The 13,805-nt window shown below is 70.4% G+C and carries 5 protein-coding genes and 4 tRNA genes; 6 read left to right on the top strand and 3 right to left on the bottom strand.

Annotation, left to right across the window (positions count from 1 at the left end; genetic code table 11):
• Positions 1-15 precede the first annotated feature (15 nt).
• Positions 16-597, top strand: coding sequence for a type II toxin-antitoxin system PemK/MazF family toxin (locus ACESK8_RS10755; RefSeq protein ID WP_372968588.1), 582 nt, complete (start codon positions 16-18; stop codon positions 595-597).
• Here ACESK8_RS10755 and ACESK8_RS10760 read toward each other — a convergent pair.
• Positions 576-1,241 (bottom strand): Pr6Pr family membrane protein, encoded by a 666-nt coding sequence (locus tag ACESK8_RS10760; protein ID WP_372968589.1) that lies wholly within the window; start codon positions 1,239-1,241, stop codon positions 576-578. The two genes, ACESK8_RS10755 and ACESK8_RS10760, sit on opposite strands and share 22 nt — an antisense overlap.
• Positions 1,242-1,336: 95 nt before the next feature.
• Between ACESK8_RS10760 and ACESK8_RS10765 the strand changes: the two genes are divergently transcribed.
• Positions 1,337-1,720: an SPW repeat protein gene (locus ACESK8_RS10765; RefSeq protein WP_060928081.1), complete on the top strand. Its 384-nt coding sequence runs from the start codon at positions 1,337-1,339 to the stop codon at positions 1,718-1,720.
• A gap of 160 nt (positions 1,721-1,880) precedes the next feature.
• On the opposite strand, the gene ACESK8_RS10770 is transcribed toward ACESK8_RS10765, so the two are convergent.
• Both ACESK8_RS10770 and ACESK8_RS10775 read right to left on the bottom strand, forming a co-directional pair.
• Positions 1,881-2,300 (bottom strand): GIY-YIG nuclease family protein, encoded by a 420-nt coding sequence (locus tag ACESK8_RS10770; RefSeq protein WP_372968590.1) that lies wholly within the window; start codon positions 2,298-2,300, stop codon positions 1,881-1,883.
• A gap of 301 nt (positions 2,301-2,601) precedes the next feature.
• Positions 2,602-2,677, bottom strand: a tRNA-Val gene (locus ACESK8_RS10775).
• A 152-nt stretch (positions 2,678-2,829) separates the two neighbouring features.
• On the opposite strand from ACESK8_RS10775, the gene ACESK8_RS10780 reads away from it, so the two are divergent.
• From ACESK8_RS10780 to ACESK8_RS10795, 4 genes are all read left to right on the top strand, one after another.
• Positions 2,830-2,902 (top strand) — tRNA-Gly (locus ACESK8_RS10780).
• 53 nt (positions 2,903-2,955) lie between these two features.
• Positions 2,956-3,026, top strand: a tRNA-Cys gene (locus tag ACESK8_RS10785).
• 24 nt (positions 3,027-3,050) lie between these two features.
• Positions 3,051-3,122, top strand: a tRNA-Val gene (locus tag ACESK8_RS10790).
• 322 nt (positions 3,123-3,444) lie between these two features.
• On the top strand, positions 3,445-13,805 hold a 10,361-nt coding region (locus tag ACESK8_RS10795), incomplete at its 3' end, for a beta strand repeat-containing protein (protein ID WP_372968591.1).

Below are 13,805 nucleotides of genomic sequence, written 5' to 3' on the forward strand. Positions count from 1 at the left end.
CGTTAGGGTGACCGTGTGAGCACAAGCAGCGGCATCCTGGCAAGACTCGCGGAGATCCTTCTCACCGCACTGGGATCGGACCGGGCGTCCAGGACGAGCAATCGTCCCGGACGCCCGGTCTCGCGTGTGCGGTCCTCCGCTGACGCGCGTCCCGATGCGGGCGAGCCCGGGCGGATGCAGCGCTCAGGAACGGGCACGGTGCGGGTCGACCCTGACGCCATCGACGACCTGCGCATCGACTACTCACCCGACAGGGACGGCGCTCCGGACGCCGGGGAGATCGTCTGGACCTGGGTGCCGTACGAGGAGAACGACGGCAGGGGCAAAGATCGTCCTGTCCTCGTGATCGGGCGCGAATCGCGAGACCGGGTGTACGCGGTGCGGATGACCAGCAGACCGCACGACGGCGATCGCGACTATCTCACCATCGGAACGGGGCAGTGGGATTCGCAGGGACGCGAGTCCTGGGTCGACATCGAGCAGCTGTACAGCGTGCACGAGAGCGGGCTGCGCCGGGAGGCCGCCGTGCTCGACCGCTCTCGCTACGGGCGCGTCGCGGCCGCGCTCTCCGGTCGCTACGGCTGGACGAGCGCCTGAGTCTGCGGCGCTCGGCGTGAGCGTCGCGTCGGGCGGCGTGGCAGTCGGCTGAGCGCCCAGACCGCCGCTCCTGAGACGAGCAGCGCGACGAGCAGGCCGACGATGTGCGCGATGAGCGAGAGGGCGCCGCGCTCGGGGAGCAGGAAGCCGTACGGCACCCACCCGTCTGCGACGCCGCGTATCAGGACGACGACGAGCCACAGCGCGGGGTAGGGGAGCACCATCCAGAGGTGGCGCCAGGGGAGCCGGGTGCGGTCGGGCGCGAGCGCCCAATCGATCACCAGCAGTGCGGGGAAGAGCGTGTGGAGCGCGAGACTCACCCATGCCGGCGCACTGCCTGTCCCCGGGACCAGGACGTTGTAGACGACGGCGACGATGATCATGCAGGACACCGAGACGGCGCGAACCGTGGTCAGCACCGGCGACACGGCGCGGCCGCGCAGAGCGAGGCCACCGGACGCGATGAGGGTGACGGCGGTGAGCAGACTCGTCAGGTTGGTGAAGTAGCCGAGGTAGTCGAACGGACTCGCGCCGCGGGTGGGGATGCCGATGGCATACGTGTAGGCGAGGACGCCGATCACTCCGGCGCCCACCACGATCCGCGCGGCCGCGATCGATGGCGGTGCAGGTGAGGTGCGCGTCATCCCCTCAGGCTAAGTGGACCCGGCGGGCAATCCGATTCGCGTGGCGCTGCGAACCAACTGTGAGTCGCAGCACGCGGCACCATCAAGGAGGAATCATGCGCTTCATCCCCACCAAGGTCCACGGCATCCTCGATTACGTCGTCGGAGCGGCCCTGATCGTCGCCCCGTGGCTCTTCGGCTTCGTCGGCGTCGGCGGACCTGCCGTCATCATCCCGATCGTCCTGGGTGTGGGCCTCATCGTCTACAGCCTGTTCACCAAGTACGAGTGGGGACCCTTCGGATTCATCCCGATGCCCGTGCACCTCGTGTTCGACATCGTCGCCAGCCTCTTCCTCGCTCTGTCGCCGTGGATCTTCGGCTTCTCGACGGAGGCGCCGAACGTCTGGGTGCCGCACGTGGTCGTCGGCGTGGCCGTGATCGTCGTGGTCCTGTTCTCGCAGCCGCAGCCTGCACAGGTCAAGGCCACCGCCCGCGCCTGAACCAGCCGGACTGCTGACCCTGAAGCCCCGCACGGAACGTCGGCCCGTGCGGGGCTTCAGTGCTGCACGTCGTTCGGTCTCGGTGCTGCTCGGTCTCAGTGCTGCTCGGTCTCGGTGCTGCTCGGTGTCGGTGCTGCTCGGTCTCAGTGCTGCAGCGGTCTCAGCGCTGGAGGGCGGAGCTGATCCACCGGGCGTACAGCTGCCATGGATCGCCGACGGCCCGCAGACCGGCGACGTGCTGCGCGAGCTCCGCGGTGAGGGTGAACCACTCACCGCCCTCGCGAATGGCGGCGAACTCGCGATGCCGGGCCTGCTCGACCTCACGTCCGCCGCGCTCGAAGGCCAGCAGCTCCTCATGCCGGATGCTGGTGAGGCGTTGGCGTGGGCGTCGACTCGTGCCGATCTTGATCCGTCGGTCGTAGCGGATGTAGTACACCACCTCGATCACAGGCCGCGGAAGATCGGGGTCGGGGGAGTCGCCGTAGCGCCACCCGCACCAGCTGCAGACGAGCGCGGCCGCCACCCGCTCACCGCGCAGTCGCCCGCACAGGCTGCACGGGCTGGGAAGCGGGATGCTCATCACCCGGAGCACGCTACCGCGGGCCCCCGACATCGGAACTCGCCGCGTCGACGTGTGAGTCCGCGGGGTACCCAGTTGCACCACGTCCCGTGGTGATCGCCCGGGGCGTGACGCTGCACTCGAGGCGTACCGCTGCACCGCCCGGTCCGATGCGGGGTCAAAAACGCACCGCTAGAGGCTGTTTCCGGTGCGAAAGTGACCCCGCTGGCGGCGAACGGTGCGAAGCCCGCGTGGGGTGGGGATCCGTGCCCCGGTGTCTCGCCCCGGAGACGCAGAAACCCCCGCGGCGGCGGGGGTTGTGTGGTGGGCGATACCGGACTCGAACCGATGACCTCTTCCGTGTGAAGGAAGCGCGCTACCAACTGCGCCAATCGCCCATACCCGTGGGGTACGTCAACCGATACTACCCGACGGTCGGAGGCCGAGATGACCATCCCGGCGGACACGCGCGAGAATCGCTTTCGGTTTGGACAGTCGCCGATCATCGGCTAATGTTTCATAAGTGCCCGGGACAACAGCCGGGGACAACGCGGATGTAGCGCAGTTGGTAGCGCACAACCTTGCCAAGGTTGGGGTCGCGAGTTCGAGTCTCGTCATCCGCTCAAGTGCAGGGGCCTTCTTCGGAGGGCCTTCCGCACGTGGGGTCAATCCACACGGTGGCGTGGCCGAGCGGCTAGGCACCGGCCTGCAAAGCCGTTTACACGGGTTCGAATCCCGTCGCCACCTCTCAGAACTGAATAGCCCACACGGGCGCGATTGGCGCAGCGGTAGCGCGCTTCCCTGACACGGAAGAGGTCACTGGTTCGATCCCAGTATCGCGCACAGAGAAACCCCCGGTCTTCCGGGGGTTTTTTGTTGCCGTCCATGGTCTGCATGGGTCGAGCGTGGCGCTCCGACGCGGTACTCCGGTCCTCGTGGTCGACGCCGGCACGCACCGGTGCGGATCGGTGCTCCTCACTGACCGTGCGGTCCGTACCGCGCATCCGCCGTTTCTCATTCGTCACATCCGCACCATTGTCATCACCTGTGAGTTCACCTAGGGTGATATGACGGCGCACCGGGGAGGGACGCCGGACTCTGAGGGGGGTCTTTTCCGATGGTCGGGGGGAGTGGTCGGCGCGTCTGGCGTCGCTCTGCGGTCGCGATGACGACGGCTGTCGCCGTGATCGTCGCCGGCCTGACCCTCGGCGCTCCGCAGGCCGCAGAGGCCGCCGTCGTCCAGTGGGGCACGAACTCTGGCACGGCACCGAACTACCAGGCCAACGTCAACGGCGATTTCATCATGGCCGGCAACGGCGTGCTCGCGTGCACCGCGACGACGGCGACGACGAACGGCACCTGCGCGGATCTGCACGCGGCCTCCAGCACCAACGCGCAGAACGTCAACGACAACTTCGTGATGACCCAGACCAACGCGGTCAGCGGTTTCACGGGCAACTCGAGCAGCGCCACGATCACGGTCCCCGCCGGGGCGACGGTCGTGAAGGCCTTCTTGACCTGGAGCGCCAACACCGGCGTCTACACCGGCGACACGCGTCGGCTGTGCGCCCAGTACTCCGCTGCCCGCGGCGTCGCGACGATGCCGACGGGAAGCGCGACCGGATACACCTCTCGCGCCATCCAGCTCAAGGTGGCCGGCGCCGCGGTCGTGAACGTCGCGCCGCAGAGCATGCTCGTCGACCCTGCATCTCAGGCCACCGCGCTCTACTACTCCGGCAGCGCCGATGTGACCTCGGCCTTCGCGGGTGTCCCCACCGGGTCGGCGGTCACCGTCTCGGCAGGCAACATCTGGACTCCCACCGGCGCCGGCTGCTACGCGGGCTGGTCGCTGAACGTCGTCTACGACTACGGCACCTTCATCCCCGACAACCCTGCGTCGGTGCCGCACAACATCATCTACTACGAGGGCCACGTCCGTCAGGGGGCGAACGACGCCGACCTCACCGTCGCCTTCAACGGATTCACCGCGGTCGCCGCAGGCACCCGTGCGGGATTCACCCTCTTCGAGGGTGACCGGAACATCACCGGAGACACCGCCGAATACTCCCGGGGCGGGTCGACTCCCTACACCGAGATCGCCAACGCCGCGGGTGCCGCCGACAACGTGGGCATCTCCCGTGCAGTGGGCTCCGTCCGGTACGCCGGGACGGCAGGGACCGCCTTCACGAACCAGAGCGTCGACGTCGCGACGGTCGGGCTCACGAATGTGGTCGCCGGCGACACGACCGTGAACCTCCGGCTGGGTACGTCCGGCGACTCCTTCCTGCTGCGCAATGCGATGCTCTCGGTGCCGACCGCCGGCCTGCAGATCGTGAAGAGCTTCGACGGGACCGCAGACACGCAGTCTCGGACCTCGGGCGAACTCGCGACCTTCACGATCCGCATCACGAATACGGGCGCCGGCACGCTGCGCAACATCGTCATCACCGACGATCAGACGAATTGCGCGCGCAACCTCGGTGCCATCACGCTGGCGCCACTGCAGACGACGACCTTCACGTGTACGGCGACAGCGCCGTCAGCCACCGGCTACGTGTCGACCGCCGAGGCGACGGCCCGCACCGTGGTGGGTGACTTCCTCGCGCAGGACAGCGACAGCACGACGGTGCTGCTCAGCGCGATCAGCCTCAGCAAGACCAGCGCACTGGCACCCGGTGGAACCGGCCGCGCCGGCGACGTCGTCGTCTACACCTTCACCGTGACGAACACGGGGCAGTCGACGCTGACCGACATCGTGCTGACCGATCCGCTCCCCGGGCTCTCGGCCATCACCTTCGGCTCCTGGCCGGGCACCGTCGGAACACTGACCCCGGGTCAGTCGGTCACCGCGACGGCCAATTACACGCTCAAACAGAGCGATGTGGATGCGGGGTCGGTCGCGAACACGGCGTCGGTCAGCGCACGGGATGACGACGGCGGCATCCGCCCATCCGGTTCCGCGAACCGCGTCACCCCGATCGCCTCCGCCGGGACGCTCACGGTCAACAAGACCGGCTCGCTCGCGGGTGGGACGACGGGCCGCGTGGGCGACCGGATCAACTACACCTTCACCGTGCGCAACACCGGCAACGTGACCCTCGAGAACGCGTCGCTCGTCGACCCGCTGCCGGGGCTCTCGCCACCGGTCATCACCTGGCCCACGACAACGGCCGGTGTGATCCCGGTCGGCCAGACCGCCACCGCCACCGCCTTCTACACGATCACCCAGGCGGATGTGGATGCAGGAAGCGTCCGCAACACCGCCACCGCCACCGCTCGAACCCCGAACGGGACCACAGTCTCCGGAACCTCTTCGCAGGTCACCGTCCCCACCATCGCCTCGGCCCCCGCACTCACGACGACGAAGTCGGGAGCATTCACCCAGGGCACGGGCGGCGTGGGCAGCACCATCACCTACAGCTTCACGGTCCGCAACTCCGGCAACACGACTCTCACGAACGTCGCCATCGCGGATCCTCTCGCCGGACTCTCCGCTCTGACGTACTCGTGGCCGGGAACGGCGGGAACCCTCGCTCCGTCGCAGTCCGTGACGGCGACCGCCACATACACGGTGACTCAGGCCGACGTCGACGCCGGGGCCGTACGCAACATCGCCACCGGCACCGCCCGCACCCCGGCCGGTGCGACCCTGACCGTTCCGAGCAGTCAGTCCGTCGTCGCCACCGCGGCCTCGGCGCCGTCGGTGAGCCTGACCAAGTCCGGTGCGCTCGCGCCGGGGAGCACAGGACGTGCCGGCGACGTCGTCACCTACTCGTTCCGCCTCGCCAACACCGGAAACGTCACGCTCACCGACGCCGTGATCGCCGACCCCCTCTCCGGACTCTCGGCGCTGACGTACACCTGGCCGGGGACCGCCGGCACACTCGCGCCCGGGCAGGCGGTCGCCGCCACCGCGACGTACACGCTGAAGCAGTCGGACGTGGATGCCGGAGCCGTGGCGAACACGGCGACCGCATCCGCCCTGCCGCCCAGCGGCGCGCGCGTCACCCAGACGCGCTCGTCCACGCTCCCCGTCGCTCCGACGGGTGCGCTCACGGTGCTCAAGTCCGGATCGATCACGGCAGGCACAGGCGGAGTCGGCAGCACCGTCACGTACACGTTCTCGGCGACGAACAACGGCAACGTGACCCTGACGCAGGTCGGGCTCTCGGATCCGCTGGCCGGACTCTCGGCGATCACCTACACCTGGCCCGGCACCGCCGGGACGCTGGCTCCCGGCCAGACCGTGCAGGGCCGCGCGACCTACACGGTGCGTCAGGCGGACGTCGACGCCGGTGCCGTCACGAACACGGCGACGGCCGCTGCACGCACTCCGGGCGGTGCCTCGGTCACGGGCACTTCGCCGACGACGCGGGTGAACACCACTGCTGCAGCACCCGCCAGCACCACCACCAAGACCGCGGTCGCGTCGGGTACCGCTGCGGTCGGCGACGTCATCACGTACACGGTGCGCACGACCAACACCGGCAACGTCACGCTGACGGACGTCACGATCGCCGACACGCTGCCGGGTCTGTCCGCGTTCACCTACACCTGGCCCGGCACGACCGGACGCCTCGCCCCGGGCCAGTCCGTCACCGCGGTCGCGACGTACACGATCAGGCAGGCCGACGTGAATGCCGGGTCCGTGCGCAACGTCGCCTCGTCCACCGCCGTGTACGGCACGACACCGGTCACGAGCACCTCCGGTGCCGTCACCACCAGCACCGTCGCGGCATCCGCGGCGATCGTCACGACCAAGACGGGTGCGCTGCAGAGCGGATCCTCCGGGCGTGCGGGAGACACGATCGTCTGGTCGCTCACGCTGCGCAACGCCGGGAACGTCACGCTGACAGGCGTCTCAGTGACCGATTCGGTGCCCGGCGTCTCCACACCCGCGTACGGGACGTGGCCGAGCGGCACCGCAGGTGTGCTGCAGCCGGGGCAGACCGTCACCGCGACCGCGACGTCGGTGATCTCGCAGACCGATGTGAACTCCGGCGCAGTCAGCAACACCGCCACCGGCAGCGGCACGCCACCGACAGGTGCCGCGGTCACCAGCACGGCACCCGCCACCGTGTCCCTCGCCTCGGCGCCAGGTCTGACACTCACGAAGACGGGCGCGGTCACCTCCGGCAACGGCTCGGTCGGCAGCACCATCACCTACTCGTTCTCGGCCCGCAACACCGGGAACGTGACCCTCACGGGCGTCGCGATCGCCGATCCGCATGCCGGGCTCTCGGCCCTGGCCTATTCGTGGCCCGGCGCCGCAGGCACGCTGCAGCCGAACCAGACGGTCACCGCCACCGCCACGTACACGGTGCGCCAGTCGGACGTGGACGCCGGATCCGCGAGGAACACGGCGAGCGTCAGCGGCACACCGCCCACGGGGGCGGCGATCACCGCATCCTCCGCCGAGGTGACCGTCGCGACCGTGGCGGCCGCGCCGGCCATCGCGATCACGAAGAGCGCGACGGGTGGCGGCGGAGGAGTCGGCAGCGTCGTCACGTACACCTTCCGCGCGGTCAACACCGGCAACGTCACGCTCACCGGTGTCGGTGTCGCCGACCCGCTCGCGGGGCTCGGGCCGTTGGAATACGAGTGGCCAGGAGCCACCGGCACGCTCGCACCCGGGCAGGCCGTCGTCGCGACCGCCGCCTATACGGTGACGCAGGCCGACGTGAACGCGGGTGTCATCACGAACACCGCCACCGCGAGCGGCGCGGGCGGCGGGGCGACCGTATCCGCATCCTCGGGTGTCGTCTCCACACCGACGGCGGCGATCGCTCCGGCCCTCGCAGTGACGAAGACCGGAACCCTGTCGGGCACCGGCGCCGCCGGCGACACCATCACCTACGACTTCACCGTGCGGAACTCCGGGAACGTCACGCTGACCGGCGTCTCGCTCGTCGACCCGCTCATCGGCACGGCGGCCGTCTCGCTGAGCGGCTGGGCGGGTGCGGCGGGGACCCTCCAGCCGGGGCAGGCCGTCTCGGGAACCGCGACCTACACCGTGAAGCAGTCGGACGTGGATGCCGGAGCCGTCGCGAACACCGCGACGGCGACGGGCACGCCGCCTCGCGGAGCTGCCGTGAGCGCGACCGCACCCTCCACCGTGCGCATCGCGGCCGTGCCGTCGATCTCGATCGTGAAGAGCGGTTCGATCACGAGCGGATCCGGTGAAGTCGGGAGCACCGTGACCTTCGCGTTCACGATCCGCAATTCCGGCAACGTCACGCTCGGCGGGATCGCGCTCACCGACACCCTCGCGGGTCTCAGCAGCCCGGTGATCACGTGGCCGGGGTCGCCGAACAGCCTCGCTCCCGGGCAGACCGCCACGGCGACCGCCACCTACACGGTGCGTCAGGCCGACGTCGACGCCGGATCGGTGCGCAACACCGCCGCGGTCAGCGGCCGCCCGCCGACCGGGGCCGTCGTGAGCGCCACCTCGGTCGAAGCCGTCGTGCCCACCAGCGCGGCGACACCGGGGCTGACCGTGACGAAGACCGCGGACACCGCGGCGGGGACCCGCGCCGGTGACGTCGTCTCGTACACGATCCGCGCGACGAACAGCGGGAACCAGACGCTCACGGGCGTCACCGTGACCGACCCGCTCGCCGGGCTCTCCGCCCTCGCGATCACGTGGCCGGGGACGACCGGGGTGCTGGCTCCCGGCCAGACCGCGATCGCCAGGGGCACGTATGTGATCACCCAGGCGGATGTGAATGCCGGCTCGATCCGCAACACGGCGTCGGCCGGAGCGACAGCGCCCGGAGGGGTGCCCGTCACCGCGTCGTCGGCCGAGCTCGTCACGCCCACCGTCGCCGCCGCGCCCCGGGTGACCCTCGACAAGACGGCCAGCCTCGCTCCGGGGGCCACGGGACGAGCCGGAGATCCGGTCACCTACAGCTTCACGGTGCGCAACGCCGGGAACGTCACACTCACGGGCGTGGGCATCACCGATGCGCTCCCCGGGTTGTCGGCCATCACCTACGCCGGCTGGCCGGGTGCTGCGGGAACCCTGCAGCCGGGCCAGAGCGTCACCGCCAGCGCGACGCGCGCTCTGACGCAGTCGGACGTGGATGCCGGGTCCGTCGCCAACACGGCGCGGGCGACCGCGACCCCGCCCGCCGGCGACCCGGTGAGCGCCGATGCGCCTGCGACCCTGCCACTGGTCGCCGGACCGCTGCTCACCCTCGGGAAGAGCGCTGCGTACACGTCAGGAACAGGCGCGGTCGGCAGCGTCATCACGTACACGTTCACCGCCCGGAACACGGGCAACGTCACTCTCACGGGGGTGACCGTCACCGACCCGCACGCCGGGCTCAGCCCCGTCTCGCTCGCCTGGCCGGGCGCCGCCGGCACTCTCGCGCCGGGCGCGCAGGTCGTGGGCACGGCCACGTACACGGTCACCCAGGCCGATGTGGATGCCGGAATCGTGCGCAACAGCGCCCGGGTGTCGGGTACACCGCCCTCGGGTCCCGCCATCGGCGCGGATTCGCCGACCGTGACACTCACGACCGTCGCCGCCGGCCCCGCGCTCACCACCGCGAAGTCCGCGACAGTGAGTGGGACGGGCGCCGTGGGCGACGTCATCGACTACACGGTCCGGGTGACCAACACCGGAAACGTGACGCTCCGCGACGTGACGGTGCGCGACCCGCTGCCCGGACTCAGCGCGTTCGCCTACACCTGGCCGGGCGACTCGGGGGTGCTGGCACCGGGGGCGCAGGTCATCGCGCGGGCCAGCCACACGATCACCCAGGCCGACGTGGATGCCGGCTCCCTCGTGAACGTCGCCACGGGCAGCGGTCTCGCCCCGAACGGCACGCCGGTCAGTGCGGCATCCGGCACCGTCACCACCTCGACGGTCGCGGGGGATCCGCGTCTTCAGGTGACGAAGGCCGGTGCGCTTCCGGCCGGTGCCACCGGCGTCGCCGGCGAGACCATCACCTGGACCGTCACGATCCGCAACACGGGCAACGTGACCCTCACGGGCGTCGCTGCGACCGATTCCCTGCCCGGCATCACCGACCTGGTCTACGGCACCTGGCCGTCCGGCACCGCCGGCCGCCTCGCGCCCGGCGACGCGGTGACGGCCACCGCGACATCCACCGTGCGACAGAGCGACGTGGATGCCGGAGCGATCTCGAACGCGGCCACCGCGACAGGAACGCCCGCGCGGGGCCAGTCGACGTCGGCCATCGGCTCCGGCACGGTGCCGCTGGCCTCTGCGCCCGCGCTCACCCTTCAGAAATCCGGAGCGTACACGACCGGCTCCGGGGCGGTCGGCGACACCATCACGTACACCTATACGCTGCGCAACGCGGGCAACGTGACGCTGTCCGGCGTCGCCGTCGCCGACCCGCACAGCGGGCTCTCGGCGATCAGCTACGGCACCTGGCCCTCGGGCACGGCGGGGACGCTCGGCCCGAACCAGACCGTGGTCGCGACCGCGACCTATCAGGTGCGCCAGAGCGACGTGAACAGCGGCTCGATCACCGATGTGGCGACGGCATCCGGACGTCCTCCCACGGGTGCTGCGGTCTCGACGACGTCGCAGACGGTCGTGCTCGACACAGCGGCGGCTGCCCCCGGCATCCTCACGACGAAGTCGGCATCCGTCGGCGGGGCAGGTCAGCTCGGTGACCTCATCACCTACACGTTCCGAGCGACGAACACCGGCAACGTCACGCTCACCGGCATCGCGGTCTCCGACCCGGCACCCGGATTGAGCCCGCTCGCCTACGGGCCATGGCCGGGTGCCAGCGGCACACTGCAGCCGGGGGAGTCCGTGACCGCCACGGCGACCCACCGCATCACGCAAGCCGACCTCGACACCGGGTCGGTCACGAACATCGCGACCACGACCGGCACGCCACCGACGGGCCTCGCGGTCAGCGACCCGTCCGACACCGTCGTCACCCCGGCGGCGACGAGGGCCCCCGACATCGAGGTGACCAAGTCCGGCACCCTCCGCGGCGGCGCGACCTCACGTGCCGGTGACACGGTCGCCTACTCCTTCACGTTGCGCAACACCGGCAACGTGACCCTCACAGGGGTCGCGCTGACCGATCTCGAGCCGGCCGTATCGCCGCTCGCGTACTCGTGGCCGGGAGCCGCCGGCACTCTCGCTCCCAACCAGGTCGTGACCGCGACGGCGACGTACACGCTGACCCAGGCCGACATCGATGCCGGCGGCGTCGACAACACGGTGAACGGCTCCGCGACGGCACCGGACGGCACCACGATCAGCGAGTCCGCCGAGGTCTCTGTGCCGATCGACCCTGCCGCGTCCGTGACGGTCTCGAAGACGGGAACCGTGATCGGCGACGGCGTGGACGACGGCGAGGTCGGCGACGACATCCGCTTCGAGTTCGTGATCGCGAACACCGGCAACGTCACACTGACCGATGTCGTGCTCGACGACAGCATCCCCGGCCTCGTCCCGACCATCACCTGGCCCGACCCTGCGGCGCCCGGCGTGCTCGCTCCCGGCGCCACCGCGACGGCCGTCGCGCTGTACGACATCACTCAAGCCGACGTGAACGCCGGAGCCGTGACGAACGCCGTGACCGTGACCGGTGCGCCGCCGTCGGGCGCGGACGTGCAGGCCACCGATGAGGTCGAGGTCGCCACCGGGGCCCAGCGCTCCGAGCTGCGACTCACGAAGTCCGGAGCGACGGTCGCGGGAGAGGCGGGCGTCGGCGACGTCATCACCTACTCGTTCGTGCTCCGCAACACCGGGAACGTGACCGTCGAGGACATCGTCATCGCGGACCCGCTCGCAGGGCTGTCCGCGATCGCCGCCGACTGGCCGGATGCCACCGGCGTGCTCGATCCCGGTGAGAGCGTCACCGCGACCGCGACCCTGCAGATCACCCAGGCGCACGTCGATGCCGGCCGCGTGCTCAACACGGCGACGGCGTCCGGATCGGCGCCCGACGGGGACCTTACGACGTCCTCGCCGCAGAGCATCGTGCCCGTCGAGGCCGCCGCACCGTCGGTCGCCGTGACGAACCGGGGCACCCTTCCTCCGGGGTCTGTCGCGGGTTCGACCGTGACATGGACCTACTCCCTGCAGAACACCGGCAACGTGACTCTCACGGGCGCCGCACTGACGGATGCTCTCCCCGGCACCACCGCGCCGGTCTACCAGTGGAACGGGACAGCGGGAGTGCTGGCGCCCGGTGACACCGTCGCCGCGACCGCGACGACCGTGCTCACCCAGGCCGACGTCGACGCAGGATCGATCGTCAGCGTCGTGACCGGACGCGGCACCGCGCCATCCGCCGCCGTCGTCTCGGCGGCTGCGCCGGCGACCGTTCCGATCGACTCGACCGCGGGTCTCACTCTGGTGAAGAGCGCCTCGCAGGAGGACGACCTCGCCGTCGGAGATGTCGTGACGTTCACCTTCGCCGTCACGAACTCCGGCACGGCCACGATCGACGCGATCGCACTGAGCGACCCGCTGCCGGGGCTCTCGGCGATCTCGTTCGGCGCATGGCCGGGATCGCCGGGCGCGCTGGCACCCGGCGGCACCGTCACCGCGACGGCTTCCTACACGATCACCCAGGCCGACGTCGACCGCGGTGGTGTGAGCAACACGGCGACGGCGACGGGACTCACCCCGGCCGATGCGGCCGTGACCGATTCCGATGCGATCGAGTTGACGACCGAGACGCGCGCACCCGCGCTGGAGCTGGCGAAGGACGACGCCCTGACCGGTGCCGGCTCGCTCGGCGACTCGATCGAGTACACCTTCACGGTGCGCAACACGGGCAACACCACGATCACGGACGTCGCCGTCGCCGACGAGCTGGAGGGCATCTCGGGTCTCGCCTTCGGAGCGTGGCCGCGCGGTCAGACCGGCGTCCTCGCTCCGGGCGACGTCGTCACGGCGACCGCGCGCTACACGGTCGTGCAGCGCGACGTCGACGCCGGCGAGGTCGTCAACACCGCCGTCGCGACGGGCGCAGCTCCGGCTGACGTCGCGGTCTCGTCGGGCGACGCCGAGGTCACGACGGAGCTCGCGCCTGCGAACCCCGACCTCACGGCGACGAAGCGAGGCGCACTGGCGGCCGGTGCGACCGGCCGCGCAGGCGACATCGCCGAGTTCCGCTTCTCGGTCGTCAACACCGGCGACGTGACCGTCAGCGAAGTGACGTTCGACGACGCTCTCGCCGGCCTGAGTCCCCTGACGATCACCTGGCCGGATGCGGCGGCCCCCGGCATTCTCGCCCCCGGGGCCGAAGCGACGGCAACCGCCGGCTACACCCTGACCCAGGCGGACGTCGACGCCGGATCCGTCGCGAACGCCGTGACCGTCACCGGCACGCCGGTCCGCGGCACCCTCGACCCCTCGACCGCGATCTCCACGATCGGCATCACCCCGGGAGCCGCGTTGTCTGCGGTGAAGTCGGGGGTGTTGGCTGCGGGTGGTATCGGTGTGGTGGGTGACACGGTGGAGTATGTGGTGGTGGTGACGAACACGGGGAATGTGACGGTCACGGGTGGGGTGTTGGT

Source organism: Microbacterium sp. (assembly GCF_041641055.1).
Classification (GTDB): Bacteria; Actinomycetota; Actinomycetes; order Actinomycetales; family Microbacteriaceae; genus Microbacterium.

Bases quoted from the DNA above. Each gene is read 5' to 3' on its own strand.
- ACESK8_RS10765 (WP_060928081.1), top strand. From the start codon at position 1,337: ATGCGCTTCATCCCCACCAAGGTCCACGGCATCCTCGATTACGTCGTC.
- ACESK8_RS10770 (WP_372968590.1), bottom strand. From the start codon at position 2,300: ATGAGCATCCCGCTTCCCAGCCCGTGCAGCCTGTGCGGGCGACTGCGC.
- ACESK8_RS10760 (WP_372968589.1), bottom strand. From the start codon at position 1,241: ATGACGCGCACCTCACCTGCACCGCCATCGATCGCGGCCGCGCGGATC.